The organism is Mycobacterium asiaticum (genome assembly GCF_001673365.1).
GTDB classification, from domain to species: Bacteria; Actinomycetota; Actinomycetes; order Mycobacteriales; family Mycobacteriaceae; genus Mycobacterium; species Mycobacterium asiaticum_A.
The window spans coordinates 40,422-66,755 of sequence record NZ_LZLS01000184.1 but is presented as its reverse complement, the minus strand read 5'-3'; the positions used below and the strand labels follow the sequence as shown (position 1 = coordinate 66,755).

22 protein-coding genes and 1 tRNA gene are annotated in these 26,334 nt (G+C 65.5%); 14 read left to right on the top strand and 9 right to left on the bottom strand.

Features of this window, described 5'->3' with window-relative positions; genetic code table 11:
• Nucleotides 1–24: 24 nt before the first annotated feature.
• The 4 genes from A5634_RS20180 to A5634_RS20165 all read left to right on the top strand — a co-directional run bounded on the left by A5634_RS20180 (nt 25) and on the right by A5634_RS20165 (nt 3,751).
• The gene (locus A5634_RS20180; protein WP_065145854.1) at nt 25–1,047 is read left to right on the top strand and encodes an ABC transporter substrate-binding protein; all 1,023 of its coding nucleotides are present in this window, start codon (nt 25–27) and stop codon (nt 1,045–1,047) included.
• Nucleotides 1,048–1,115: 68 nt separating this feature from the next.
• Nucleotides 1,116–1,850: an ABC transporter ATP-binding protein gene (locus A5634_RS20175; RefSeq protein WP_065145788.1), complete on the top strand. Its 735-nt coding sequence runs from the start codon at nt 1,116–1,118 to the stop codon at nt 1,848–1,850.
• Nucleotides 1,840–2,691, top strand: coding sequence for an ABC transporter permease (locus tag A5634_RS20170; protein WP_253861780.1), 852 nt, complete (start codon nt 1,840–1,842; stop codon nt 2,689–2,691). Before A5634_RS20175 ends, A5634_RS20170 begins: the two co-directional genes overlap by 11 nt.
• Nucleotides 2,684–3,751 carry a hypothetical protein gene (locus A5634_RS20165; RefSeq protein WP_065145787.1) on the top strand — a complete coding sequence of 356 codons (1,068 nt, stop codon included), beginning with the start codon at nt 2,684–2,686 and terminating at the stop codon, nt 3,749–3,751. The genes A5634_RS20170 and A5634_RS20165 overlap by 8 nt, the downstream gene beginning before the upstream one ends.
• A 6-nt stretch (nt 3,752–3,757) precedes the next feature.
• Here A5634_RS20165 and A5634_RS20160 read toward each other — a convergent pair whose 3' ends face one another.
• Together A5634_RS20160 and A5634_RS20155 are read right to left on the bottom strand one after the other, a co-directional pair.
• The gene (locus tag A5634_RS20160; protein WP_065145786.1) at nt 3,758–5,212 is read right to left on the bottom strand and encodes a flavin-containing monooxygenase; all 1,455 of its coding nucleotides are present in this window, start codon (nt 5,210–5,212) and stop codon (nt 3,758–3,760) included.
• Nucleotides 5,209–5,772, bottom strand: a complete 564-nt coding sequence (locus tag A5634_RS20155; protein WP_065145852.1) for a PadR family transcriptional regulator — start codon at nt 5,770–5,772, stop codon at nt 5,209–5,211. Before A5634_RS20155 ends, A5634_RS20160 begins: the two co-directional genes overlap by 4 nt.
• 184 nt (nt 5,773–5,956) lie before the next feature.
• Here A5634_RS20155 and A5634_RS20150 point away from each other — a divergent pair, with 184 nt between their 5' ends.
• Complete coding sequence (locus A5634_RS20150) at nt 5,957–6,313, top strand: hypothetical protein (RefSeq protein WP_065145851.1); 357 nt, start codon at nt 5,957–5,959, stop codon at nt 6,311–6,313.
• A gap of 1 nt (nt 6,314) precedes the next feature.
• The gene (locus A5634_RS20145) at nt 6,315–7,355 is read left to right on the top strand and encodes an LLM class F420-dependent oxidoreductase (protein ID WP_065145785.1); all 1,041 of its coding nucleotides are present in this window, start codon (nt 6,315–6,317) and stop codon (nt 7,353–7,355) included.
• Nucleotides 7,356–7,361: 6 nt separating this feature from the next.
• On the opposite strand, the gene A5634_RS20140 is transcribed toward A5634_RS20145, so the two are convergent.
• Both A5634_RS20140 and A5634_RS20135 read right to left on the bottom strand, forming a co-directional pair.
• Nucleotides 7,362–7,751 carry a nuclear transport factor 2 family protein gene (locus tag A5634_RS20140; protein ID WP_065145784.1) on the bottom strand — a complete coding sequence of 130 codons (390 nt, stop codon included), beginning with the start codon at nt 7,749–7,751 and terminating at the stop codon, nt 7,362–7,364.
• Nucleotides 7,752–7,796: 45 nt separating this feature from the next.
• Nucleotides 7,797–8,474 (bottom strand): TetR/AcrR family transcriptional regulator, encoded by a 678-nt coding sequence (locus tag A5634_RS20135; protein WP_065145783.1) that lies wholly within the window; start codon nt 8,472–8,474, stop codon nt 7,797–7,799.
• 118 nt (nt 8,475–8,592) lie between these two features.
• Between A5634_RS20135 and A5634_RS20130 the strand changes: the two genes are divergently transcribed.
• Nucleotides 8,593–10,593 carry a flavin-containing monooxygenase gene (locus A5634_RS20130; RefSeq protein ID WP_065145850.1) on the top strand — a complete coding sequence of 667 codons (2,001 nt, stop codon included), beginning with the start codon at nt 8,593–8,595 and terminating at the stop codon, nt 10,591–10,593.
• On the opposite strand, the gene A5634_RS20125 is transcribed toward A5634_RS20130, so the two are convergent.
• Both A5634_RS20125 and A5634_RS20120 read right to left on the bottom strand, forming a co-directional pair.
• Nucleotides 10,590–11,789 carry a sulfotransferase family protein gene (locus A5634_RS20125; RefSeq protein ID WP_065145782.1) on the bottom strand — a complete coding sequence of 400 codons (1,200 nt, stop codon included), beginning with the start codon at nt 11,787–11,789 and terminating at the stop codon, nt 10,590–10,592. The two genes, A5634_RS20130 and A5634_RS20125, sit on opposite strands and share 4 nt — an antisense overlap.
• Nucleotides 11,786–12,862, bottom strand: a complete 1,077-nt coding sequence (locus A5634_RS20120) for a DUF1214 domain-containing protein (protein ID WP_065145781.1) — start codon at nt 12,860–12,862, stop codon at nt 11,786–11,788. The genes A5634_RS20125 and A5634_RS20120 overlap by 4 nt, the downstream gene beginning before the upstream one ends.
• A gap of 66 nt (nt 12,863–12,928) precedes the next feature.
• Here A5634_RS20120 and fdh point away from each other — a divergent pair, with 66 nt between their 5' ends.
• Genes fdh through nrfD form a run of 3 tightly spaced genes read left to right on the top strand, consistent with a single transcriptional unit; the run spans nt 12,929 to nt 18,275 of the window.
• Nucleotides 12,929–16,243, top strand: coding sequence for a formate dehydrogenase (gene fdh / locus A5634_RS20110; RefSeq protein ID WP_081290549.1), 3,315 nt, complete (start codon nt 12,929–12,931; stop codon nt 16,241–16,243).
• Nucleotides 16,243–17,208: a 4Fe-4S dicluster domain-containing protein gene (locus A5634_RS20105; protein ID WP_065145778.1), complete on the top strand. Its 966-nt coding sequence runs from the start codon at nt 16,243–16,245 to the stop codon at nt 17,206–17,208. The genes fdh and A5634_RS20105 overlap by 1 nt, the downstream gene beginning before the upstream one ends.
• Nucleotides 17,205–18,275 (top strand): NrfD/PsrC family molybdoenzyme membrane anchor subunit, encoded by a 1,071-nt coding sequence (nrfD, locus tag A5634_RS20100; protein WP_065145777.1) that lies wholly within the window; start codon nt 17,205–17,207, stop codon nt 18,273–18,275. The genes A5634_RS20105 and nrfD overlap by 4 nt, the downstream gene beginning before the upstream one ends.
• 13 nt (nt 18,276–18,288) lie before the next feature.
• Here the strand turns inward: nrfD and selD are convergent, their stop codons facing one another.
• On the bottom strand, nt 18,289–19,260 hold the full coding sequence (gene selD / locus A5634_RS20095; RefSeq protein ID WP_065145776.1) for a selenide, water dikinase SelD: 972 nt from the start codon (nt 19,258–19,260) through the stop codon (nt 18,289–18,291).
• 270 nt (nt 19,261–19,530) lie between these two features.
• On the opposite strand from selD, the gene A5634_RS20090 reads away from it, so the two are divergent.
• From A5634_RS20090 to A5634_RS20075, 4 genes are all read left to right on the top strand, one after another.
• Nucleotides 19,531–19,624, top strand: a tRNA-Sec gene (locus tag A5634_RS20090).
• Nucleotides 19,625–19,655: 31 nt separating this feature from the next.
• A complete protein-coding gene (selA, locus tag A5634_RS20085; RefSeq protein ID WP_065145775.1) occupies nt 19,656–20,963 on the top strand; it encodes an L-seryl-tRNA(Sec) selenium transferase in 1,308 nt (435 codons plus the stop codon).
• A gap of 7 nt (nt 20,964–20,970) precedes the next feature.
• Entirely contained in the window at nt 20,971–22,761 is a 1,791-nt protein-coding gene (selB, locus tag A5634_RS20080; RefSeq protein ID WP_065145774.1) for a selenocysteine-specific translation elongation factor, read from the top strand.
• Nucleotides 22,762–22,780: 19 nt separating this feature from the next.
• A complete protein-coding gene (locus tag A5634_RS20075) occupies nt 22,781–23,983 on the top strand; it encodes an adenylate/guanylate cyclase domain-containing protein (RefSeq protein ID WP_065145773.1) in 1,203 nt (400 codons plus the stop codon).
• Here the strand turns inward: A5634_RS20075 and A5634_RS20070 are convergent.
• Together A5634_RS20070 and A5634_RS20065 are read right to left on the bottom strand one after the other, a co-directional pair.
• On the bottom strand, nt 23,980–25,020 hold the full coding sequence (locus tag A5634_RS20070) for a phosphotransferase family protein (protein ID WP_065145772.1): 1,041 nt from the start codon (nt 25,018–25,020) through the stop codon (nt 23,980–23,982). The two genes, A5634_RS20075 and A5634_RS20070, sit on opposite strands and share 4 nt — an antisense overlap.
• Nucleotides 25,017–26,237 (bottom strand): acyl-CoA dehydrogenase family protein, encoded by a 1,221-nt coding sequence (locus A5634_RS20065; protein WP_065145771.1) that lies wholly within the window; start codon nt 26,235–26,237, stop codon nt 25,017–25,019. The genes A5634_RS20070 and A5634_RS20065 overlap by 4 nt, the downstream gene beginning before the upstream one ends.
• Between the last annotated feature and the right edge of the window lie 97 nt (nt 26,238–26,334).

Sequence of the window (26,334 nt, the reverse complement as noted above, 5' to 3'; positions counted from 1 at the left end):
GCCAACCTTTCTCGGGGAGTGCCCGTGTCTGTTTCCAAGTATTTCCATCCCGCAATCGCTTTCGCGCTCGCGCTCGGCGCGGTGCTGGTCGGCTGCGGCGGTCACCCATCGACGTCGAACTCATCAGGTGTCACACTGCGGTTGGGTTACCTGACCCGGGTCACCCATGCCTCAGCGCTGGTCGGCATCGATACCGGGACGTTCGCGAAAAACCTCGGTCCGGGGGTGAAGTTCGAGCCACAGGCGTTCGGCCAGGGCACCGCGGAAACTACCGCGCTATTGTCAGGCCAACTCGATGCGGCATACATCGGTCCGAATCCGGCGTTCAACGCCTGGCAGCGATCCAACGGCACCGCCATCAAGATCATCTCCGGTTCCGCGGCCGGGGGGACGTCGATGGTGGTCAAGCCCGGCATCAACTCGGCCGAGGACTTTCGCGGCAAAACGTTCGCCGATCCGGCACTAGGCGGCGCCCAGGACGTCAGCCTGCGGGACTGGCTGTTGAAGAACGGCCTGAAGACCAATCCGCAAGGCGGCGGGGATGTTTCGATCAGACCGACGAGTCCGGAGTCGGCGATCGTGCAACAGTTCATCAACAACAAGATCGACGGTGCCATCGAATCGGCACCCTACGATGTGCAATTGGTCAACGCTGGTGGCGTCAGGCTCTGGTCGGACCCGAATACGATCACCATTTTGGTGGTGCGCCAAGAGTTTCTGTCCGCTCATCCCGACGTCGTCGCGGGTCTGATCCGTGGCCAGATCGAGGCCGACGAGACGATCCACCGCGACCCCGAGGCGGCGGCCCGGTCCACAAATGCCGCGTTGGTCAAGGCGCTGGGCAACGGACTGGCACCGGATGTGCTGACGGCGTCTTTCCAGGAGACTACGTTCACCAACGATCCAGGCGTGCAATCGCTCAACGATCAAGTACGCAAGGCTGTCTCGGTGAACCTGCTGCAACCGCTGAACCTCGAGGGCATCTTCGACCTCGGCCCGCTCAACCGTGAGCTGGCGGCCCGGGGTGCCCCGCCGGTGGCGGCGTGACGGCCGCCGGGGTTCGCGGTGCCGTAGTGTGCGACGCCAGCGTTCGCTCGCCGAGTTCGGTTGCCGCAGTGCGTCTCGACCGGGTGGCCAAGTCCTACGGAAAAGGGGCGGCCTCCGTCGCGGCGCTGGGCCCGTTGTCCCTGACGGTCGAGCAGGGGGAATTCGTCTGTGTGGTAGGTGTTTCCGGCTGTGGGAAGAGCACCCTGCTTTCGTTGATCGCCGAACTCGATAAGCCGACCGCGGGTTCGGTCAACACGGGCGGCCGCCGCGTCGCGATGATGTTCCAGGAGCCGGCCTTGTTTCCCTGGCTGACCGCCACGGGCAACGTCGAACTGGCGTTGCGGGCGCGCGCTGTTCCCCGCCGGCAACGTCGCGCGACTGCCCGCGACCTGCTGCACACCGTCGGGCTATCCGAGTTCGCCGACCGGCGGCCGCACCAGTTGTCCGGGGGAATGCAGCAGCGGGTGGCGTTAGCCCGGGCCCTGGCCCAAGATGCCGACGTCTTGTTGATGGACGAACCGTTTGCCGCGCTGGATGCGCTGACCCGCGATCGGCTACAGGGTGAGCTGGAACGGATTGCGTTGGCCCGCAACCTCACCGTTGTCTTCGTCACGCATAACGTGCGCGAGGCGGTACGCCTCGCCGATCGCGTGGTGCTGCTGAGTCGGCGGCCCGCGGAGGTCGTCGAGGAATTCCCGGTGTCGCTGACGCGCCCCCGTGACATCAACACCGCCGAAGTCGCCGAATTGGCCGCCCACATTACCGAGCAGCTCAATCGGAGCGGAAATACCAGTGGCGACTGAACTCGGTGACATCGTGCGGACTTCCCGGCTCGCCGATTCCGGCCGCAGCGGCATCATCCACCGGATGACGGCCACCGTGGGGCCGAAACTCATTGCCGTCCTGGCCATCGTCACCGGCTGGGAACTGATCGTGTTGAGCGGCTGGAAACCGCAGTTCGTGCTGCCCGGGCCTGGCATTGTCGCGGAAAACCTGTGGCGTCAACTGCAAGGTCCGTTGCTTTGGGATGCCATCGCTACCACGATGAGCCGCGCCCTGACAGGGTTTGCGCTGGCCGCCTTGATCGGCACGGCGATCGGCGCCGTGATCGCGCGAAACCGGTTGCTGCGTGTCGCTTTCGGGCCGTTGATCATCGGTCTGCAGACGATGCCGGCGATCGCGTGGTTCCCCTTCGCCATCATCTTCTTCGGTCTGAACACTTCGGCGATCCTGTTCGTAATCGTGATCGGCACCGTGCCGGCGGTGGCACTCGGCGTGATCGCCGGAGTCGATCACATCTCACCCGTGCTGCTGCGTGCTGCAAAGACTATGCAGCTCAGGTCTTTTGCGTTGTACCGACATGTGATACTCCCCGCCGCGCTGCCGATGTTCGTGGCCGGTCTCAAACAAGGGTGGGCATTCGCCTGGCGCAGTCTGATGGCCGGCGAGCTGGTGGTACTGGTCGCGAACACGTCGTCGATCGGGGTACTGCTGGAAAACGCGCAAAACCTCACCGACATGCCCTCGGCGATTGCCATCATGATCGTCATCCTGACGATCGGGATCTTCATCGACGCGCTGTTCAGCGTCGTGGATGTGCGGATCCGGCGGCGTTGGGGCCTGCTGGACGAGCGCGATGTCTGACGCGCGGCGGCCGTTGCGGCTGTGGGCGTTCGGTGACGCACACGTCGGTACCGACTGTCAGTACGGCCGGGAAAGCCTGGCGGAGGCCATCATCGACTCCGAGCGCGACGGATTCGACTGGGACCTCGCGATCGACGTCGGTGACATGTCGGGTGCACACCACAGCCTGCCCGATGACGCCGAAGGGCGAGAAGTGCGTCGCCAGTTCGGCGCGCTGCGCCGCCACCGCCGCGAGGACGTCTACAGCGTGTCCGGCAACCACGACCGCAATGGCATCGACGAACCCGACGCGTGGTGGTGGCGCAAGTGGATCGATCCGCTGGGCGAGCACACCGAAAGTTCCGGGGTGGATGCGACTGCGCGTCGGTATCCGATCACCGGGACCTGGGAGCGGTATTCATTTCGGGTGGGGAACTTGCTTTTTCTGATGATGAGCGACCGCAACGAACCGTCGCAGCGGGTCGGTCGCGGAACGCTGGGTGGTAACCCCGGCGGAGTGGTCAGCGGTGAGACGTTTCAGTGGTGGAAAGACATGGTGCTATCCCACCCGGACCTCAACATCGTCTCGGTGCATCACTATGTGTTGAAGGACACCACCGTCGCCTCGGGTGAATGGGAAGGGGTACGCAAGGGATCGGACAGACAATGGCACGAGCACTACCACCGGCCCTTCACCGAGGGCACGCCGAATGGGGCGTCGTACCTGTATTGGGTTGACAGCAAACCAGATTCCGCTCAGTTCGAATCGTTTCTCGCCGAACAGCCTGGCCGCGTGGCGATGTGGTTGGCCGGCCATACGCATACCCACCCCGACGACGACCACGGCGGTAAGACCCACATCGAACAACGTTGGGGCACCTGGTTTCTCAATGTCGCCTCGCTGAGCCGGCATCACATGCCGCTGACCACACTGCCGATCAGCAGACTGCTGACCTTCACGCCCGGGTGCCGCGAGGTGCGCGTGCAGTGTTATCTGCACACCGATCAGCATGCCCCGCAGGGTTGGTATCAGCCTGCGGAACGCACGATTGCGCTGCCCCACGCCTTCCGGTGGTGTTGACCGGCGCTACCGGATGTGGAAGTGCGCGAGATCGGGCGAGGCGAGCATCGACGTCAACCTCGCGCGGTTGTACGGCCACAGATCGATCGTGTTGCTGTCGGTGACGTACCACGAGTTGCACCCGGTATTCCACACGGTAGGTGTCATCGCTTCGGCCACATCGGCATTGAACTCGTCGGTGGCGTCCTCGGTGACCTCGACCGAGGTGGCCACTCCGGCGCGCAGCATCTCCAGGAGTTGCACTATGTAGTGGGCCGTCTTTTCCGCCGAATACTGCAGCGAGATGGAGCCTGTCGGCGAGTTCGGGCCCAGGACGGTGAAAAGGTTGGGAAATCCGGGGATTGCGGTCATTCGATAGGCCCGCGGCCCGCCGGCCCAGGCTTTGTCGATGCTGAGGCCGTCGCGGCCGGTAATCTCCATCGGTCGCATGTAATTGTGCGAGAGGAAGCCGGTGGCCAGCACGATCACATCGACCGACCGGTGCCGTCCGTCCGCGGTTCGGATCCCGGTCGGGGTGACCGCGGTGATGCGGTCGGTCACCAGTTCGGCATTGCCGGATTGAATTGCACGGTAGTAGGTTCCGGACACCACCTGTCGCTTGCACAGCGGCTGGTAGTCGGGAGTCAACTTCTTGCGCAAGCCGTCATCGCGGACCTGCAGGCGTAGGCAGAGCCGAGCGTAGCCCTGCACCGCACGGCGTCGCCAGGACGGGCGGGTGGTGATGTCCGCAAGAATTCCGGACGCCCACAACAGTGTCCGATACAGCCGGTCATTGGCGGTGGGGAAGCGCTTCATTGCCGCAGTGACAATAGCGTTCTGCCGCAACGACATCGGTGCCCACAGGATCCACTGGGGAGATCGGACGAAGTGAGTGATCGAGGCGGCACCTGGTTGCAGGGCGGAAACAATCTGAACTCCGGTGGATCCCGTCCCGATGACGGCGATGCGCTTGGCATCGGTGTCGACGCCGTCGTCCCAGCGCGCGGTGTGCACGACAGGTCCGTCGAATTCATCGAGCCCCGGAATGTCGGGCACGGCAGGGTGATGCAGGACGCCGGTGGCGCACACGACGACCTCAGCCGTCAGTTGGCGGCCTGCCGCGGTGGTCAACGTCCAGTTGGCGGTGTCCTCGTCCCACTGTGCGGCAACGACTTCGGTGTCGAGCTGGATGTGATCCCCGAGTCCGAGCCGCTGCACTACCTCGCGGTGGTAGCGCTGGATGTCACTGCCGTCGGCCCAGATGTGCGACCAGTCCGGTTTCGGTGCCCAGCCGAATTGGTAGAGCTGCGAAGGTACATCGCAGGTAAGCCCCGGGTAACGGTTCCAATGCCACACGCCCCCTACGTCGGAGCCTTTCTCCAATATCGTGACGTCGGAGAAGCCGCGTTGGGTGAAGACGTGTAGCGCGGTGATGCCGGCGAGTCCCGCTCCGATGATGACGATGCGCGGTTGACGCATCATGCGCGTGCCGGCAACCGACGCTCGATGATGGCCAGTGCGTGCTCGGCCCAGCGAATGTTCTCCTGCTCGAACGATATTCCGCGCAGCAGCGTCAGATACGGACCCACCCGTTCAGCCTGGGCCACGTATTCGTCCTCGGTGCGACCGGCGAGTAGCCGGGTCCGTAAGCGTTCGTAGCGTTCGAGTTTGGCCGTGGCCCAATGCATCCGCTCGGCGACCGAATCGCGGACGGCGCGGGTGTCCCCGGCATCGGCGGCCGCCGTCTTGATCATCAGCTCGTCCCGAATCGCCGACGGCTTGGGTGCTCGGGCAGTGAACTCCTGGATCGCCTCGCGGCCCGCGTCGGTCAGCGAATACATCCGCTTGTTTGGCCGCCGTTCCTGGTGGACGATTCGCGCCTGGATCAGGCCCTGCTCGGCCAGTCGATCGAGCTCGCGGTACAGCTGTTGGGGGGTGGCCATCCAGAAATTGGCGACTGACGCATCGAACTCCTTGGCCAGGTCGTATCCCGAATACTCCCCTTCCAACAGTGCGGCCAGCACGGCGTCACGCAGCGACATCGCCCGATCGTACAACGACACACCTATTCAACAAAGTGATTATTGTCGTCTGGACTTCTAGGTCGTCAACCTCTAGCGTCGATCGCGTCTACTCAACGAATTGACTATTGCGAGGTTCCTTGTGAGTTCCAAGCATCCCTTCCGCAAGGCGGTCGAGGAGCACGACGAAGCGGCCATCCAAGCGATGTTGGCCGACAATGTCGTGTTCACCAGCCCGGTGGCGTTCAAGCCGTACGAAGGCAAGCCCATCACCGCGGCGCTGCTGCGCGGCGTGCTGCGCGTGTTCGAAGACTTCCGGTATATCCGCGAGATCCACGACGAAAACGGCCGCGACCACGCGTTTCTGTTCGAAACGGTGGTTTCGGGTAAGAAGATCACCGGCTGCGACTTCCTGCACTTCAACGACGAGGGTCTGATCGACGACTTCATGGTGATGGTCCGGCCGTTGTCGGGTGCGACGGCGTTGTCAGAGGCGATGGGCGCGCAGTTCGACCGCATCCAGCAGGAAGCAGTCGAGTTCGTCGGAAGGCAGGGCGACTGAAATGCGGATCGGTTTGTCTATCAACTACGCGGGCGGTTTCAAGGAGGTGGCCGCCGAGGTGGCCGACCTGGAACGCGCCGGGCTGGACATCGCCTTTGTCCCCGAAGCGTATTCGTACGACGCGGTGAGTGCGCTGGGCTACCTGGCGGCCAGCACCGAACGGATCGAGCTGGCCTCGGGCATCTTGCAGCTCTACACGCGCACGCCCACTTTGACGGCGATGACCGCCGCGGGTCTGGACTACGTCTCCGACGGCCGGTTCATCCTGGGGCTGGGCGCTTCCGGTCCGCAGGTCATCGAGGGCTTCCACGGTGTGCCCTACGACGCGCCGATCGCCCGCACGCGCGAGGTCATCGAAATCTGCCGTCAGGTGTGGCGCCGCGAGCGGGTGCAATACCGCGGCGAGCATTACACCATTCCGCTGCCCCCCGAACAGGGCACCGGCTTGGGCAAGCCGCTCAAGCTGATCAATCACCCTGTCCGGGAACGCATCCCGATCCTGATCGCCGCGCTCGGTCCCAAAAACGTGGAACTGGCCGCCGAATTGGCCGAGGGCTGGCAGCCGATCTTCTACCTGCCGGAGAAGGCACAGGACGTCTGGGGCAAGGCGCTGGCTGCCGGTAGCGCCAAGCGTGATCCCGCATTGGGCAACCTCGAGGTGTTCGCCGGGCCGACGTTGGCAATCGGCGAAAACGTGGAGCCGCTACGGGAATTCGTCAAGCCGCACTTGGCGCTCTACATCGGCGGCATGGGCGCCAAGGGCAAGAACTTCTATCACACCCTGGCCACCAAGTACGGGTACGGTTCGCAGGCCGACCGGATCCAGGAGTTGTACCTGTCCGGAGACAAGGAAGGTGCCGCCAAGGTTGTTCCCGACGAACTCGTGCGCGATGTCAACCTGATCGGCACAAGGGAATTCGTCAAGGAGCGGGTGGCCGCTTACCGCGAGGCCGGGGTGACGACGCTGAATGTTGCGCCAATTGCGGCGACGCCGGGTGAGCGAATCAAACTCGTCGAGACATTGCGCGAACTGGTCGACTGATAGGGCCTAGCTGAACGCGGCGGTGATGGTGCCCATGTCGAAGTAGTCGCGCCAGGCAGCGATCTTGCCGTCGCGGACTTCGAAGACACCCATCACCGGCAGGGGCACCTCGCCGCCGTCCTTCTTGCGGAGCACGTCGGTGCGCTCATTCATCACGGTGTTGCCCTGGCTGACCTGGCGGTGCACCCGAAAGTCGACGCCATCGAAGCCCGCCAGAAAACCCTCCAGGAAGTTGCGGATCTCCGCGCGCCCGGTCAAAGGGGACATCGGGATGTTGTGGTACACAGCGTCTTCGGTAAAAGACTCGACGATGGCGTCGGTATCACCGGTAAGCCAGAGTCTGCAAAAGTCCTTCACGACGGCGTCGGGGTCGGTCTCGATCACGTTTTCTGTCATGCACCAAATGTGCGTCTGGCAGGCCCTGCGGTCAATGGGCGAGTGTCAGGATGCCGAGCGGCGGCGCGAAACTCGCGGGGAGACTTTCGCGAGGTTCGTCATCGAATCCATTGCCGTTGCGAAGCGCGGGTAGATGATCGCAGGCCCGATCCAGCGGGCCAGGAACTGACGGAGGTCATGACCGCGGCGTGGCGGCCGGCCGCGGTCGACGAGAAAGGAATAGAGCAGCCGAAGGCAGAATTCGGAGAGTTCGTCGAGCGCGGCGTCGTCGAAACCGCTGGCCTCCCAGTCCACGTCGTATCGGTGCAGCATCGAACGACTGAACGCCAACGCCGTGTCCGACGTGATCGTTGCGGTTACTTCGCCCTCACGCCGTTTGGTGAGTATGAATCGGATGCGGTCGTCGTCAGCCAGGTTTTCGATGGCAAACGACACGCCTTCGATAATCGCTTTCGCCGGATCGGTCTCGCCGCGCACATGTTCGGCCAGCTGGTCCAAGAACCCGTCGCCGGAACGCATTGCGGTGGCCAGCAATAGCGCCTCGGTACCGGGGAAGTAACGGTATACGGTCTGCCGCGTGACACCGAGCAACCGCGCGACGTCTGCGATGCGCATCGCTGATCCACGCTCGGCAATGATCTGGTCGGCGGCATCAAGGATCCGTCCGATTGCTTCCTCGTCGGAGGCGGGCGTGTTACCCGACCAACCGTGGCTACGCGCCACTACCGATCCACCCGCGCCGCAGACATGGGGTGATCATAATCGGCGACGGCGTGGGGTCTGGCGAACTACTCACCGGCGACCCCGACCATACGCGAGGAGATGAATGTATGGTGATTCGATGGGTCTCGTGGCCGACACCAACGCGGCCGTCTCAGCGGAGGGTAACGCGCTGCTCGGCCTGCCGTTCAACGATTCCGACGACGTCATCCGGGCCGCCATCGCGGACGCGAGTGTGCCGGCGCTGTTGATGTCGATGGTCCACATGACCGGTGACATGCGCCTGCTCGATGAACTGCCGCATCCGTTCGCGCTGATTGCGATGGACCTGCAGGGCGCGATGAGCGAGCCCGACAAAGATGCGGTGCGCGAACGCGCCTTCGACGTAATCCGCGATTACCGCGACCGCGGATGCCCGCCGCCGTACGTCCCGGGCCCCGAGCAGATGCGCGCGATGTTCGAGGTGATCTCGGCCGGCACCGTGACAGAAGAATTCGTCGACTACGTGGCTGCCGATTTGCGGTTCACCAACACCGACCAGGACGGACCGGTGCTCTCCTCGTCACCGCAGCAACGCGCGGACTTTCCCGTGCTCATCATCGGGTGCGGCGAGGCCGGGTTGCTCGCGGGCATCAAGCTCAAAGCGGCCGGGGTGCCGTTCACCATCATCGAGAAGCAGCGAGGCGTCGGCGGAACGTGGTTGGTCAACCGCTACCCGGGGTGTCGGGTCGACATCGCTAACCAGTACTACGCCTACTCATTCGAGCCGACGGACCATTGGACGCACTATTACTCCGAACAGCCCGAGATCCTGCAATACCTCAATGATGTTGCCGCCCGACACGACATCATCCCCTCGGTGCGGTTCAACACCGAAGTCATCGGCGCAACCTGGGACGAGAACTCGGCGACCTGGCGGGTGGCGATCCGTGGGCCAGCAGGGAACGAGGCGCTGACGGTGCGTGCACTGATCTGTGCGGTCGGCCAATTCAGTAACCCGGTGATTCCGGAGATCAAAGGGGTTGAGGCATTCCGCGGGCCGTCCTTTCATACCGCCGACTGGCGCGACGATGTGGACCTGACCGACAAGCGGGTGGCGGTTATCGGTGCGGGCGCCAGCGGGTTTCAGCTCGTGCCGGCCATCGCCGACGCGACGCGCCATGTCGACGTCTATCAGCGCACGCCGCAGTGGATGGCCCCAAACCCCCTCTACCACGACGTGATACCGGATGGAGCGCGATGGGCGATCCGTCATCTGCCGTACTACGGCAGGTGGCTGCGGTTCGTGTCGTGGTGGCCGCTGGCCGACGCCCTCGACGAGCAGGTGCGCTTGGATCCGGCTTGGGACAACGGAGGATTGTCGTGCAACGAGTCCAACCACGCCATCCGCGAGATGTTCATCGCATGGATGCGGGTGTTCTGCCAGGACGAGGAGTTACTGGCCAAGGTAACGCCGCGGTATCCGCCGATGGGCAAACGAACGTTGCAGGACAACGGAACCTGGCTCAAGACACTGCAGCGCGACGACGTCGAACTCATCACCGACAAGATTTCCGAAATCACCGCGGGCGGGGTCACCACCGCTGACGGTGTGCACCGGCCGGCGGATGTGCTGGTGTGGGCCACCGGATTTGACGTCAACCACCAACTCGGACCGATCGAAATCCGCGGACTCGACGGCGTTGACCTCAACACAGTCTGGGGCGACTCCGCCTACGCATATTTGGGCATCACGGTGCCTGACTTTCCGAACTTCTTCTGCATGTACGGGCCAGGCACCAATGCGGTCAACGGGGCCAGCATCATCTACAACTCCGAATGCCAGATGCGCTACATCATGGGCTGCATCGACATGGTGCTGGCGGGCGGTTACGGATCCGCCATGCCACGGGCAGAGGTATGCGAGGACTACAACCGGCGCAACCAAGAGCGGCTACGCCAGATGGTCTACAGCCACCCGGCGGTCAGTAGCAGCTACTACAAGAACTCCGCGGGAGCGGTGCCCACGCTCTACGGGTTCCGCATCTTCGACTACTGGCGATGGACCAACCGGCCGAAGCGGCAGGACTACGAACTGCGGCCCCCGGGCGAGCGCGTCGAGACGCTGCGGAAGCCGGGCTAGTTCAGAAAGGCGAATCGCTCGCGCAGTTCGATTTCGTCGATCCCGAAATCGCTGGACGTGTAACGGTGACGACCGATGTCGGCGGGATGTGCGACGTGGTAGTCGGCGATGAACTGCTCCAGCGCGGTGGGCGGTTCCATGTCGGCAGCCCGATAGACAAACGCAAGCGCGGCAGCGGGATTGGCGATGAACTCGCGGTAGTCCAGGTCGACGAATCGCACCCCGTCGGCGGCCGGTGAGGCCCGGAATTCGGCGGCGCGTCGAAACCACAGTTCGCTCTGATCGATCTGTTGTCGACCGACGTCGAGTGCGTCGACGTCGTCGCTGTAGGTGGATCGATACACGGCGAACAGACTGGAACCCGATGTCAAAGTCTCCACGATGTCGCGGTGGATCTGGACGACGACAGCGCCCGGGAACGCGGCGGCGAGGTGCCGCAGTTCCGCGGTGTGGGCCGGCGCTTTGAGGACGAAGCGGCGGTCATCATGCGTCGCGAGTAGCTGCAGAGCCTGCCGGTACCGAACGTAGGATGCCCCAAAGCTTTGACTGGACAGCCACTTTGAGTACCCGGGCAACCGCAGCATCGAGGTGAAGCCCCAGTTGCGCAGGTCGGTGCCCATGCCCAGCACGCATTCCTCGGGGAGCTTGGGTCCGGACGGGTGCACGAATGCCATATCGGGATTGAGCGTGTGCAACAGCACGTTGGCCGGTGCGGTGATAAACGGGTCCAGCGGCGGTTGTGGTCCGGCGAACAACCATGGTGCGACCAGTTCGGCCGGCAGTGGGGCGTGTAGGCGCGGGTCGGTACCGAGCAGCCGGAACAGGAACGTGGTTCCGGTTCGCCAACCGCCGATGATGACGATCGGTGGACGCAGTTGTGTCGCAACGGTTTCCGGGTGATCCGCGCGATAACTGGCGACGGTGGCACCGGCCGTCAATCTGCCACTGGCCATTCCGAGCACCATCCGGATGCCGACCGCGTTCAGACGCGCTTCCTGATCCGCCGACCCCAGCAACGCTTCCAGCCCGTCCTGCCAGCCCTCGGCGAACAGACTCTCCGGACAGCGCCGGGATGCTTTCTCTATCACCGTCTCGGGAACGAGGCGGTATCGGTCGGGCCGCTCGGTGCGTTCCTGCTCGGCGGCCGCGTAGATCGCGGTTGCGTCCGGGCTGCGGGCCGGAGCGTGCCAGGTCATGTGAGATCGCCGAGTGCGACGCGCCGAACGGTGGGCAACTCCGGTTCCGCGGCCGGTTGCAGGAAACGCATCACGAACAGGCCGAAGCTCCGCCGCTCGGTATCGAGCCAGTCATAACCGGCGACCTGCGGATCGCGGTCGGCCAGCATGAAGCGAAAACGCCCGTCGGTGATCGAACTGGTCGCCGCGGTGCGCGAGACGATTCGGTGACGATAATCCAGCGAATTCAGAAAGCGGTTGTACAGCACGATATTCCAGTGCCGGCACGCCACCACCGGGCCTTCGACCACGAGTGCTTCGTCGGGCTCGAGTTGCCAGGCTCCGCGCAGATAGTGAATCCCGGGCTCGGTGAACGCTGCACCGCCGGTCATCGATGTCCAGTGCCGCACCGTGTTCGGTGCCGCGAGGTCAGCTGCGACCGCGAATTCGAGCAGCTTTGGCAGCCGGCCCAGGAACGCACCGAGGCGGGACAGGTCGCGGTCCAGGCGTTCGTGGTCAGCCGACGCGTCCGCCGCTTGAGGGCCGGCGATCTCGATGCGACACCAGCCCGGCTGGGCCGGGCGCACTGCGTCGTGGACGTAACGTACCCACACCGACGTCGAACCCGGCGGCAACTCCAACCACCCGTCATGCCCGACACCGTTGCGCGACAATGTGACCGCGAAATTTCCGTCGGTGTCGGCAGACAAGTCGTCACTGTCGATGCGTGCCACCGCGGTCGTCGTCGCGATGTTCGTCCCGGCGTAGACCGTGACCGACTGGTACACCGAGTCACCGATGTTGCCGACAATCCGGTACTCGCCGTCGTCGCGGATGTCGGTGATCCAGTAGCGGTAGTCGGGATTGTCCATGAAGAACTTCTCGCGCCAACCATTGAACGGCACGAGTTCGGGTGCGTCCCGGTCGATTTCGAAGCGGCCGAGCAAATTGTTCAGTGCGCGCAGTAACGCCAACCGGGCGTCGGTGCGGTCGACGGCGTCGAGCCCGGCGGTGGACTCGATGCTCGGATACTCCAGGGCCAGGCCCGCGGCAGACATGCCCGCGACGAGTTCCCCCCAGCCTGTATCGGTCATCGCAAGCGAGTGTTGTCTACCGTCTTGTGGGTGTCAACGTGCCCGGATGAGCACTAGGCTTCGAACATGGCTCCCAAGAACCGCGTCGCCAAACTTTTCCTCGAGTGGCCCGTCGTGCGGCAGCTGCGGTCGGGTGACGTGCTGGGCCGCGGACCCGCGGTGACCTCCAAACAGACCCGCGCCCTGGCCCCGCGCACGTCGACCGCAGACCGAGTGGTGCAAAGCATCTGCCCGTACTGCGCGGTCGGCTGTGGACAGAAGGTCTACGTCAAGGACGAGACGGTGGTGCAGATCGAGGGCGACCCCGACTCGCCGATATCCCGCGGCCGGCTCTGCCCCAAAGGCTCTGCCAGCGAACAACTCGTCAACTCGCCCGGGCGGCAGACCAAGATGCTCTACCGCGCACCCGGTGCCACCGAATGGCAATCGCTGGACGTCGACACCGCCATCGACATGGTGGCCGACCGCTTCGTCGAAGCCCGCCGCCATGCCTGGCAGGACATCGACAAGAAGGGTCATCCCCTGCGGCGCACCATGAAAATCGCCGCGCTCGGCGGAGCCACTCTCGACAACGAAGAGAACTATGTCATCAAGAAACTCTTCACCGCCGCGGGTGCAATACAGATCGAGAACCAAGCTCGCATTTGACACTCCGCCACGGTTCCCGGTCTGGGAACCTCCTTCGGGCGCGGCGGCGCCACCCAGTCACTGCAGGACATGGCTAACGCGGACTGCATCGTCATTCAGGGCTCCAACATGGCCGAGTGTCACCCCGTCGGCTTCCAGTGGGTCGAAGAGGCTAAAGCTCGGGGCGCGAAGGTAATTCATGTCGACCCGCGCTTCACCCGCACTTCGGCGGTGTCTGACAAGCACATTGCGATCCGGGCCGGTTCCGACGTGGTGCTGCTGGGCGCGCTGATCAATTACGTGATTACCCAAGGCCTTTGGTTCAAGGAATACGTGGTGGCCTACACCAACGCGGCCACCCTGATCAACGACGACTTCCGGGACACCGAGGATCTGGGTGGACTGTTCTCGGGCTTTGATCCCGAGACTGGACAGTACGACCCGTCGACGTGGGCCTATGCGGAACGGGGAGCGGAACGGGGAGCGGAACGGGGAGCGGAACAGGAGAACGGTGACGAGCATGGCGCCAGCGCCTCCGAGCGCGCCGCCGGCCACTCCCACGGCAGCGGTGGACCGCAGTTGCCGCACGCCCGCGTACTGCGCGACGAGACGCTGACAGATCCGCAGACCGTGTTCCAGATTGTCAAGCGCCACTACGCCCGCTACACCCCGGAGATGGTTCGCGACGTGTGCGGCATCAGCGTCGAAGACTTCGATTACCTGGCCCGGGCCATCACCGAGAACTCCGGGCGCGACCGCACCACTTGCTTCGCCTACGCAGTCGGCTGGACCCAGCACACCCTCGGCGCCCAATTCATCCGCACCTCAACGATTTTGCAGTTGCTGCTGGGCAACATCGGACGTCCGGGAGGTGGCATCATGGCGCTGCGCGGCCATGCCACGATCCAAGGCTCCACGGATATCCCGACGCTGTTCAACCTGCTGCCCGGCTATCTACCGATGCCGAAAGCAGGGCTCCACGACACCTTCGACGACTACCTCGAGGCGGTGGGTCCAAAAGATCAGAAGGGCTACTGGGCCAACGCCGACGCCTATCTGGTCAGCCTGCTCAAGGCGTGGTGGGGGGACGCCGCCCGGCCGGACAACAATTGGGCCTACGACTACCTGCCGCGGCTCTCGGGTCCGCACGGCACCTATCAAACGGTGCTCGCCATGCTTGACGACGAGGTCGACGGGTACTTCTTGCTGGGGCAGAACCCGGCCGTCGGCTCGGCGCACGGGCGGATGCAGCGGATGGGCATGTCACACCTGAAGTGGTTGGTGGTGCGCGACCTCAACCTCATCGAGTCGGCCACGTTCTGGAAGGACGGTCCCGAAATCGCTTCTGGGGAACTGAAAACCGAAGAGATCGAGACGGAGGTGTTCTTCTTCCCGGCGGCCACTCACGTCGAGAAGGCCGGCTCGTTCACCCAGACGCAACGGATGGTGCAGTGGCGACATCAGGCGGTCGACCCGCCGGGCGACTGCCAGAGCGAACTGCAGTTCTTCGTCGAATTGGGCAACCGAATCCGCCAACGCCTGGCCGGCTCGACCGACGAACGGGACCGGCCGCTGCTCGATCTCACCTGGGACTATCCCGTCAACGAGCACGGCGACCCGGACTCCGAAGCGGTGCTGGCCGAGATCAACGGATTTCAACTCACCGGCCCCGAGGCGGGCAGCCCCCTATCCGGCTATCACGAACTACGCGCCGACGGTTCGACGGCTTGCGGGTGCTGGATCTACTCCGGCGTGCGCGCCGACGGGGTCAACCAGGCAGCGCGGCGCGCGCCGCAGGGCGGCCCGACACCGAACCAGTCCGAGTGGGGTTGGGCGTGGCCGGCCGACCGGCGCATCCTCTACAACCGCGCCTCCGCCGACCCCGAGGGAAAGCCGTGGAGCGAGCGCAAGAAATACGTGTGGTGGGACGAGGACGAGGGGCGCTGGGTTGGCAACGACGTGCCGGACTTCCCGGCCGACCGCGCTCCGACCGCACGACCCGACCCCGACATCGGCGGGCCCGCCGCCCTGGCCGGCGACGACCCGTTCGTCATGCAGGCCGACGGCAAGGGCTGGCTGTTCGCGCCCAAGGGAATGGTCGACGGTCCACTGCCCACTCACTACGAGCCGCAAGAGTCGCCCGTCGCCAACGCGCTCTATCCGCAGCAGCAGAGTCCGTCGCGAATCATGTTCCCCCGCAAGGACAATCTGTGGGCACCGAGTGCCGGCGATCCCGGGGCCGAGGTCTACCCCTATGTGTTCACCACCTATCGGCTGACTGAGCATCACACCGCGGGCGGCATGAGCCGGTGGCTGCCCTACTTGTCCGAATTGCAGCCGGAGATGTTTTGTGAGGTCTCGCCGGAGTTGGCTGCCGAACGCGGGCTTGAGCCGTACGGGTGGGCCACCATCATCTCGCCACGAGCGGCAATTGAAGCGAAAGTGCTTGTTACCGAACGGATGACGCCGCTGGTGATCAGCGGGCACACGTTCCACCAAATCGGTCTGCCCTACCACTGGGGGGTGGGCGGTGACGCGGTGGTCAGTGGGGATGCGGCCAACGATCTTTTGGGTGTGGTGCTCGACCCCAATGTGCAGATCCAGGAATCCAAGGCAGGGTCGTGCGACATCCGTCCCGGACGCCGACCGCAGGGCGAAGAACTGCTGCGCCTGATCGAGGAGTACCAGTCACGCGCGGGGGCGACCGTCGAGACGGACAATGTTCGTATCACCGAACCGCGCGAGGAGGGCTGATGGGTCAACTGGCCGGACCGACCGACCCCACCTCCGATGCCCGGTGGCCGGAACCGCAGTCGCGCAAAGGTTTCTTCACCGACACCTCGATCTGCATCGGCTGCAAGGCGTGCGAAGTGGCGTGCAAGGAATGGAACCGCAACCCGCTGGATGGTGACCTGGAGATCCTGGGCTCGTCCTACGACAACACCGGCCAACTGGGTGCCAGCACTTGGCGGCACGTCGCCTTCATCGAGCAGGGTCGGGAGCGCATCGAGGAGGCCCGCGAGTCCGGGCGTGCGCTGGTGAGCCTGGGTATGCCGGCCCTGCCGGGTCCGCCCGACACGAGTCCCCCGGAGACGCCCGAGTTTCGCTGGCTGATGGCCTCAGACGTGTGCAAGCACTGCACCCACGCCGGCTGCCTGGACGTCTGCCCCACCGGGGCGCTGTTTCGCACCGAGTTCGGCACCGTCGTCGTGCAGGACGACGTCTGCAATGGCTGCGGCACCTGCGTGGCCGGGTGCCCGTTCGGCGTCGTCGAGCGCCGCAGCGACGGCACCTACACTGCCCCCGACAAGCGTTCCGAGCGTCCGGGACACGAGTTCGTCACCGGCGTAGCCCAGAAATGCACGCTCTGTTACGACCGGCTCCTCGAAGACCAGACGCCGGCCTGCGCCCAGACCTGCCCGACGACGTCGATCAAATTCGGTGACCACGACGATCTAGTTGCGCAGGCTCGTGAGCGGGTCGCCGAACTGCACGCGCGGGGGCTCACCGAGGCGCGTCTGTATGGCGCCAACGAGAACGACGGCGTCGGCGGGACCGGGTCGGTCTTCCTGCTGCTCGACGAGCCCGAGGTCTACGGTCTGCCGCCGGATCCGCGGGTGTGCACGGCGGACCTGGCGACCATGTTCAAGCGGGCCGGCATCGCAGCCGCCGGCATGGTCGGGGCCGCGGCGCTGGCTTTTCTGGGTGGGCGCCGGTGACGACATCGGAGTTCGACAGCCTGCGGCCGCCGGAGCCGGAACGCGGCCGACGGCGCCGTCGGGGCCGGGCAGGGCGACGCCGCGACGAGTCGGTGATGGTGCCCGAGGCGGAGTTCACCAGCTACTACGGACGCCCGGTGGTCAAACCGGCGCCGTGGGGACACGAGGTAGGCGCGTACCTGTTTCTCGGTGGGTTGGCGGGCGGGTCCGGGCTGCTGGCGGCCGGCGCGCAGCTCACCGGACGGGCCACCTTGCGCCGCAACGCCCGGCTGTCCGCGTTGGCCGCCGTTGGGTTGGGGGCGGCCGCGCTGGTCAAGGACCTGGGCCGCCCGGAGCGGTTCGTCAACATGCTGCGGACCATCAAGTTGACCTCGCCGATGAGCCTGGGCTCGTGGATCCTCAGCTTCTTCAGCGCGGGCATCGGTGTCGCGGCGGTCTCCGAAGTCGACTGGATGACCGGTGACCGGTTGCCGTTGGGTCCGTTGCGGCCTGTGCTGCGTGCGGTCGAGGGGCCGGCCGGAATGGAGGCCGCGGTTTTTGCTGCGCCGCTGGCGGTCTATACCGCGGTGCTGCTCTCCGACACCGCGACGCCGACCTGGAATGCCGCATATCGAGATCTGCCGTTCGTGTTTGCCAGCTCGGCCAGCTTGGCCGCTTCGGGAATGGCCATGATTACGACCCCGGTCTCGGAAGCCGGACCCGCCCGCCGGCTCGCCGTCATCGGAGCGATCGCTGATCTGATCTTCGCGCGGATCACCGAGCACCGAATGGACCCGGTAACCAGGGAGCCGCTGCACCAGGGCGCGCCCGGTCGAATGCTGGAATGGAGCGAACGCCTGGCCGCTGCGGGCGGGTTGGGCGCATTGCTCGGCGGGGGACACCGCGGTGTCGCGGCCCTGTCCGGCGTGTCGCTGCTGACGGCGTCGGCGCTGTTGAGGTTCGGGTTCTTCGAGGCGGGGAAGGAGTCGGCGCGCGATCCCCGCTACACGATCGAGCCGCAGAAGCGGCGGTTGGCGGCGCGCCGCGCGGCGGGTATGACCGACGACTCGATCACGTCTGCTGGTTGATGCCTGAGGCGGACTAGCGGATCTCGATGCCGTGGCCCGCCACGGTGTGCCCGATGACCGGGTAGCCGGGTATTTCCCCGACCACCAGCAGGCCGCCGGAGGTCTGGGCGTCGGCCAGCAGCAGCAGGTCGTCCTCGGTGACATCCGGAGCTTGCGTCAGATGAGGCCGCACCCAGTCGAGGTTGCGCCGGGTACCGCCAGAGACGAAGCCGTCTTTCAGCGCCACCCGCGCGGCTTCGATCACGGGGACCGCCGAGCGCTCGATGACGGCCCCGACACCGGAGGCCCGGCACATCTTGTGCAGGTGGCCGAGCAAGCCGAACCCGGTGACGTCGGTGGCGGCCCGCACGCCACCGGTTATGGCCGCCTGCGCCGCGTCCCGGTTAAGCCGGGTCATGACTGCTATCGCCTCGGTGAACACCTCGCCGGTCTGCTTGTGTCGGTTGTTGAGCAGCCCGAGTCCGATCGGCTTGGTGAGGGTCAGCGGTAGTCCCGCCGCGGCGGCGTCGTTTCGCAGCAATTGGTCCGGATCGGCCACGCCCGTTACCGCCATCCCGTACTTGGGTTCGGGGTCGTCTATCGAGTGGCCGCCGATCACCGGACAGCCCGCTTCCGATGCCACCGCCAACCCGCCGCGCAGCACCTCCTTCATCAGCTCCAAGGGCAGCACGTCGCGCGGCCAGCCGATCAGGTTGATCGCTACCACGGGGCGCCCGCCCATGGCGTAGATGTCGGACAGCGCGTTCGCCGCGGCGATGCGCCCCCAGTCGAAGGGGTCGTCGACGACCGGTGTGAAGAAGTCGGCGGTGGACAGCACCGCGAAGTCACCGACGAGGACAGCGGCCGCGTCGTCGCCGTCGTCCAGCCCGACCAGGACGTTCTCGCCGCGTTGTCCGGTCAGCCCGCGGACCGCCTCTTCGAGCTCGCCCGGCGGAATTTTGCAGGCACAGCCGCCGCCGTGCGCGTATCCGGTCAGCCGCGTCATGAGCCGAGCGTACGAGGGCCCGGTTGTGCCCGCCGCTCGGGAGGGTGTCTGTTTGCCCGCCTCTCAGCGACAGAAAATTTGTCGCTCGGAGGCGGGCAACCGCACATATACCTCCGGAAGAGGAGCTGCCCGATCTCCGCAAGAGGAGCTGCCGGGGTAGTGCACTTTTGCCCGGCTCTCAGCGACAGAAAATTTGTCGCTCGGAGGCGGGCACGCGCACATATACCGCCGGAGGCCCAAACCGCGGTGCGCCACGCTAGGTTTACCAACGGAGGCGTTTGGGTTCCTGGTGGTCCCCCCGGTCTTCAAAACCGGTGAGATCGAGCATCTCGGTCTGGCGGGTTCGATTCCCGTCCGCCTCCGCGTGATGCCCGGCAAGTAACCCGAGAGGTCAAGTGACGCAGGTCGACCCACGCCGATTGATTCCGCGCACGGACCAGTTGCTAGCGCTGTCGGCCGTGCAGGAAGCGCGAAACAGGTTGGGCGACAACGTGATACGGACTATTGTCCAGGACGTCCAACAACAGGCCCGGCTAGGCCAGCTGGCTCCCGAACACGTGCGCGCCCACCTGGAGGAAGCCCTGACTGCGCGCACGGCCACGGCGCTGACGCCAGTGCTCAATGCCACCGGCGTCGTCGTGCACACCAATCTCGGTCGCGCGCCGCTCGCACCGGGCGCGGTCGAAGCCCTCACCGCAGCCAGCGGCTACGTCGACGTGGAACTCGACCTCGGCACCGGGACCCGGTCCAAGCGCGGGGTCGCCGTTCGGCGAGCGCTGCTCAACGCGTGCCCGGCCGCCGAGGACGCGCTCGTCGTCAACAACGGCGCCGCCGCCCTGGTGCTCGCGACTACCGCGTTGGCCGCCGGCCGCGAGATCCTGATCAGCCGCGGGGAACTCATCGAGATCGGCGCCGGATTCCGACTGCCCGATCTAATCGCGTCTACGGGCGCCCGCCTGCGTGAAGTCGGAACCACCAACCGCACGCATCTCAAGGACTACGAGGCGGCGATCGGACCGGAAACCGGTTGCGTACTCAAGGTCCATCAGAGCAACTTCCGCGTCGAAGGGTTCACCGCCGCCACCACCCTGCCCGAACTGCACACCCTGACCGCGGCCAGGCAGATCCCGCTCATCGCCGATCTGGGCAGCGGCCTCCTCGCCCCCGACTCCCTGCTCCCCGACGAACCCGATGCCGGCACCGCGCTGGCGCAAGGCGCCGACATCGTCACCGCCAGCGGCGACAAGCTGCTCGGCGGCCCGCAGGCCGGAATCGTGCTGGGCCGTGCCGAGGTGGTCGCCCGGATGACGCGACATCCGCTGGCGCGCGCGGTCCGCGCCGACAAACTCACCCTCGCGGCGCTGGAAGCTACCGTGCAAGCGGGCGAGTCGCCGGTGACGCAGGCACTGCACGCCGACCCCGCCCGGCTACGCGCCCGGGCCGAGACACTGGCGGCCGCCGTGAACGCGACCGTCGTCCCGCACGACGGACGGGTCGGCGGCGGCGGAGCCCCCGGAGTCCCGTTGCCGGGCTGGGCGATTCGGCTGCCGGAGTCAACGGCCGCGCCGCTGCGCACCGGCGACCCGGCAGTGCTGCCGCGCGTGCACGACGGTGCCTGCCTGCTGGACCTGCGCTGCATCCCGGAAGCCGACGACGCTCGCCTGCTGACCGCGGTCCGAAAAGCGTTGGGTGCAAAGCACTAGAGCACGAATGTCACGCAATGTAGTAGCCACCGCAGGTCACGTGGACCACGGCAAGAGCACGCTCATCCACGCACTCACCGGCATGGAGCCCGACCGATGGGAAGAAGAGCGCCGACGCGGCCTGACCATCGACCTCGGCTTTGCTTGGACCACTCTGCCGTCGGGCCGTAGCGTCGCCTTCGTCGACGTACCCGGTCACCACCGGTTCCTTGCCAACACCCTGGCCGGGCTTGGTCCCGCGCCGGTGGTCTGCTTCGTCGTGGCAGCCGATGAGGGTTGGCAGGCGCAGTCCAGTGACCATCGCGATGCCGTTGCGGCCCTTGGTATTCAGCATGGTCTCCTGGTCGTCACCCGCGCCGACCGGGCGCCCGATCGGGCCGCCGAAGTCCTGACGCAGGCCCGCGCGGAGCTGGCCGGAACAGCGCTGCGGGACGCTCCCGGCGTCGTCGTCTCGGCAACCGGGGGCACCGGCCTGAACGAGCTACGCTCCGCCCTCGACGCCGTTCTGGCGCGCGTGCCGGCACCCCAGACCAGCGCCCGACTAAGACTCTGGGTGGACCGCTCCTTCACCATCGACGGTGCGGGAACCGTAGTCACCGGAACACTTTCGGCGGGCACCCTGGCCGTCGGCGACGACCTGCAGTTGCTGGGCGGGTCGCGCGTCCGGAAAGTATCCATCCGCGGCCTGCAAAGCTGCGGCGAACCCTTCCCCACATTGGGTCCCGTCGCTCGGGTGGCACTCAATCTGCGTGGCGTCCCTCGCGAGGCCGTGCGACGCGGTGACGCGCTGGTCACACCCGACGCGTGGCCATGCACGCGATCACTCGACGTGCGCCGCGCCAGCGGCGGCCCTTTCACCGAGGCCCCGACGCAACTCGTCGTGCACGTCGGCACCGCGGCCTCACCCGCGCGACTGCGGCCCTTCGACGACGACCACGCCCGACTTACCCTCGACCGGCGGCTGCCATTGATACTCGGGGACCGGTTGGTGTTGCGTGACCCGGGTAGCGTCCGGGTACTGGGCGGTGCGCAGGTACTCGACGCCGAACCGCCTGCACTGCGGCGACGTGGCGACAGCGCGCGCCGGACGGCGACGCTGGCCGGCCTGAGGGCAGAGGGCGACGTAAGCCTCGAGGTGGCTCGCCGCGGTGCGGTGCAGGAGACCCATCTGCGCCGGTTGGGGTTGCGACGCGACGAGGTGCCGGCCGAGGTACGCGTGATCGACGGCTGGTGGGTGTACGCCCCGACATTCGAGGCATGGCAGCAACGGCTGCAAGCCGCGGTGGTCGAACTGCACGAACGAGATCCATTGGCAGAAGGCCTGTCCCGCGGCGCCGCGCGTGATCTGCTGGCGCTGCCCGACGAGACGCTGCTCGACGCTGTCGCACGCGGAGCAGGTCTCGAGCAACGGGGTGGTCACATTCGAGCGCCGGGAACTCACACCAACATCGGTGTGGCCGAGGCAGCGGTGGTGGAGTTGGAGACGCGGTTGCGGACGGAGCCGTTCCGGGCGCCCGAGGCTTACGAATTGCAGGCACTGCACCTCGGAACCCGTGAACTGGCCGCCGCCGAACGCGCCGGGCGCGTGTTGCGACTGCGCGACGGTGTCGTCTTACTGCCGAACGCGCCCGCGCTGGCGATGCGGGCGCTGGCCGCGATCGAGCAGCCGTTCACCACAAGCCAAGCGAGGCAGGCACTGAACACCACTCGGCGGGTCGCAATCCCCTTGCTCGAACACCTCGACGCTCGCGGGTGGACCCGCCGACTGGACGCCGGGCACCGCGAAGTGGCGCGGTAGCAGAGTTACGCTGCATCGCATGGCAATCCGCCTGCCTGTGCACAGCACACAGCACGCTGACCACAGTGCCCGCCAAGAGCGGGTGCTTACCATGGCCACTCGTATCGGCGCCGTGATCGGCGCGTTCTTCAGCTTCGCTTCGCTATTCATCGGACGCGGCGGGTGGCTGGTCGGGACCATCAGTCTCGTCAGCACCGTCGTGTACCTGGCGATCCCGTTGTTGTATCGCTTCGGCCAACTGGTCGCGCCGGTGGCCTTCACCATCATCGCTTACGTGATGATCACGACCATCAGCATGCACGTCGGCACGGGATCCGGGATGCAGTTCTATTACCTGGTCGGGGCGTCGCTAATCGTGTTGGTGCTGGGCATCGATCATTTCGTGCTCGCGGCGGTGCTGGCCGCGCTAGGCGCGGGACTTACCATCGGGCTGGAATTCCTGGTTCCGGAAACTACTGGTGCCCAACCTAATTGGGCCTACAGCTTCGGATTCGTCATTTCGGTTCTCTCCGCGTGGCTCATCGTGGTCGCGACTGTTGGGTATGCGCTGCGGGAAATCACCAGCGCCGAAAAGGCAATCACGGTCGAATACAACAGATCCGAGTCTTTGCTGGCCAACATCCTGCCCGCCCCGATCGCCCAGCGGCTCAAAGACGATCCGGAGACCGTGATCGCTGACAGCTACGACGACGCCTCGGTCCTGTTCGCCGATATCGCCGGGTTCACTCGACGAACGAGCGACACCGCGGCACCCGTCGTGGTGCAATTTCTGGATCGGCTCTTCAGCCAGTTGGACGTACTTGTCGATCGGCACGGCTTAGAGAAGATCAAGACAAGTGGGGATTCCTACATGGTGGTAAGTGGCGTGCCGGAGTCGAGGGCAGACCATCTTGAGGCGCTGGCCTATCTGGCGCTCGACATCGCCGACGAGGTTGCCGGACTGCAGGATTCGCGCGGACGAGCGGTTCCGTTGCGAATCGGCCTGGCGGCGGGTCCCGTCGTGGCGGGGGTCCTCGGAGCACGAAAGTTCTTCTACGATGTGTGGGGCGACGCGGTAAACGTGGCGGCACGGATGGAGGCAACCGCGCTCGAGGGCCGAATTCAGGTGCCGCAGGACGTCTATGAGCGGCTCCAGGCCACCTTCGTATTCGAGGAACGCGGCGACATCGAGGTAAAAGGCAAGGGCGTCATGCACACCTGGTACCTGGTGGGCAGTCGCTAGATCCCTGCGGCGTCGGCGATTTCGCGAGCCTTGCGGACCCGCGCGTCGATCCAGTTGGTAGAGGGTGTTCCCGCCGAAGCCCTGTTCTGCGGCTCATCCATCGCCCGGCGCATCACCCCCTCGGCGATGATTGCCAGCTTCCACAACCCAAGAACGTGCCAATACTGCAGTGCGGCCGGATCGCGACCGGTCTCGTCCAGATAGAGCCGGGTCATCGCGGCGCGATCCGGGAACCCCGGCAGCGTCGACGGCGCGAAATCACCGGCGAGCGCCTCGCCCGGTTCGGCCCAATAGGTAAGCAGCGAACCCATATCCGCGACCGGATCGCCCAGTGTGGACAGTTCCCAGTCCAGTGTTGCGACGATGCGACCGCTCCCGGGCGACGTGATGAGGTTGCGCAGGTGGAAATCTCCGTGCACCAGACTGATTTCGCGCTGCTCGGGCACGGCGGCGATCAGCCGACGGGTGAGGTCGTCGAGTTCGGGTAGGTCTCGGGTCTTGGACAGTTCCCATTGTCCGGTCCACCGTTTGAGCTGACGCTGCGCATATGGCTTGTGGCTGGCCAGGTCCGCCAGCCCCACCTCGGCGAGGTCGACGGCGTGGATCTTGGCCAGCGTGCGCGGTAGGTCCACCGCGATCTGGTGACGCTGCTGCGGTGTCAACGCCTCAGCGACGCCCATCGTGTCTACCACCAATCCGTCAACGAACTCCATCAAGACCAGTGGCACGTCGGAGAACCGCGAATCCGTTGTGGTAGCGAGTATTTGGGGTACCGGGACGTTCGTATCGGCCAACGCCGCGATGATCCGCGCCTCGCGCAGCACGTCGTGCGCAGACGCGAGCAAATGCCCCAGCGGCGGCCTGCGTACCACCCAGGCGCGGTCGACCGCGTCGCTGACCCGGTAGGTCAGATTCGATTGCCCGAGCCCGATGCGCTGGAACTGCAGTGGTGCGCGAAACTCGATGTCCAACTCCGTGAGCCACCGGGCCACTGCGTCGGGGTCCAGGCCCACGACCACAGGCGCGTCGTGTGTCACTGCGGTGCCACTTCGCGGTACTTACGCAGCTCCTGACTGGCGATGGCGCGCTTGTGTACCTCGTCAGGACCGTCGGCCAGTCGCAGCGTGCGCAGGTGCGCCCAGGCCATGGCGAGCGGAAAGTCGTCGGTGACCCCTCCGCCGCCGTGCACCTGGATCGCACGGTCGACGATCTTGAGCGCGATGTTGGGAGCGGCCACCTTGATCGCAGCGATTTCGGTGCGAGCCTCTTTGTTGCCGACGGTGTCCATCAGATACGCGGCCTTCATGGTGAGCAGCCGGATCATCTCGATGTCGATGCGGGATTCGGCAATCCAGTCGCGGATGTTGGCGTTGTCGCTGATCGGCTTTCCGAAGGTGACGCGGGACTGCGCCCGCCTGCATAGCAGTTCCAACGCCCGTTCGGCCATGCCGATCGCACGCATGCAGTGATGGATGCGGCCGGGCCCGAGCCGGGCCTGACTGATCGCGAAGCCCTCACCCTCCCCTTTCAGGACGTCCTTGGCGGGCACCCGCACGTCGTCGAAGTCGATTTCGGCGTGGCCCTCGCGGTCCTGGTAGCCGAACACCGACAAGTTGCGCCGTACCGTGACGCCGGGGGCGTCGATCGGCACCACCATCATCGACTGCTGGCGGTGCGGTGCCGCGTTCGGATCGGTCTTGCCCATGACGATCAGCACTTTGCAGTTTCGGTGCATACCGTTGGACGCGAACCACTTTCGGCCGTTGAGGATGTAATCGCCCGCGTCGCGCACCATCGACATCTCGACATTGGTCGCATCCGAGCTTGCGACCGCCGGTTCGGTCATCGCGAAGGCCGACCGGATCTTGCCGTCCAGCAGCGGCTTGAGGTAACGCTCCTTGTGCTCGTCGGTACCGAACAGCGTCAGCACCTCCATGTTGCCGGTGTCCGGTGCGCTGCAGTTACACGCTTCGGATGCCAGGTGGCTGTGGCCCATGATCTCGGCCAGCGGCGCGTATTCGAGGTTGGTCAGTCCCGGGCCCCACTCCGAGTGTGGGTGAAACAGGTTCCACAGACCGCGCTTTCGCGCCTCGGCCTTCAGTTCCTCGAGGATCGGCGGGTGAAAGTGCGGGTCACCGGCTTCCCGCATCTGCTCGTCGTAGACCGTCTCGGCCGGGTAGACATGCGAATCCATGAACTCGCGCAGATCCGTTTGGTACTGCTGGGCGCGGTCGGAAATTTCAAACAGGGACATACCAGTGTCCTACACCACCGAAGCGATAAACCCTCCCGCGAGCCGAACCTGGCTGCGATTTCCCGACGGATTTTTCGCAGTGTGGTTCGGCTCGGGG

Coding starts and splice junctions, on each gene's coding strand:
- A5634_RS20165 (WP_065145787.1), top strand. CDS start 2,684: ATGTCTGACGCGCGGCGGCCGTTGCGGCTGTGGGCGTTCGGTGACGCA.
- A5634_RS20065 (WP_065145771.1), bottom strand. CDS start 26,237: ATGTCCCTGTTTGAAATTTCCGACCGCGCCCAGCAGTACCAAACGGAT.
- A5634_RS20150 (WP_065145851.1), top strand. CDS start 5,957: ATGTTGGCCGACAATGTCGTGTTCACCAGCCCGGTGGCGTTCAAGCCG.
- A5634_RS20145 (WP_065145785.1), top strand. CDS start 6,315: ATGCGGATCGGTTTGTCTATCAACTACGCGGGCGGTTTCAAGGAGGTG.
- A5634_RS20130 (WP_065145850.1), top strand. CDS start 8,593: ATGGGTCTCGTGGCCGACACCAACGCGGCCGTCTCAGCGGAGGGTAAC.
- selD (WP_065145776.1), bottom strand. CDS start 19,260: ATGACGCGGCTGACCGGATACGCGCACGGCGGCGGCTGTGCCTGCAAA.
- A5634_RS20140 (WP_065145784.1), bottom strand. CDS start 7,751: ATGACAGAAAACGTGATCGAGACCGACCCCGACGCCGTCGTGAAGGAC.
- A5634_RS20155 (WP_065145852.1), bottom strand. CDS start 5,772: ATGTCGCTGCGTGACGCCGTGCTGGCCGCACTGTTGGAAGGGGAGTAT.
- A5634_RS20125 (WP_065145782.1), bottom strand. CDS start 11,789: ATGACCTGGCACGCTCCGGCCCGCAGCCCGGACGCAACCGCGATCTAC.
- A5634_RS20105 (WP_065145778.1), top strand. CDS start 16,243: ATGGGTCAACTGGCCGGACCGACCGACCCCACCTCCGATGCCCGGTGG.
- A5634_RS20160 (WP_065145786.1), bottom strand. CDS start 5,212: ATGATGCGTCAACCGCGCATCGTCATCATCGGAGCGGGACTCGCCGGC.
- A5634_RS20120 (WP_065145781.1), bottom strand. CDS start 12,862: ATGACCGATACAGGCTGGGGGGAACTCGTCGCGGGCATGTCTGCCGCG.
- A5634_RS20075 (WP_065145773.1), top strand. CDS start 22,781: ATGGCAATCCGCCTGCCTGTGCACAGCACACAGCACGCTGACCACAGT.
- selB (WP_065145774.1), top strand. CDS start 20,971: ATGTCACGCAATGTAGTAGCCACCGCAGGTCACGTGGACCACGGCAAG.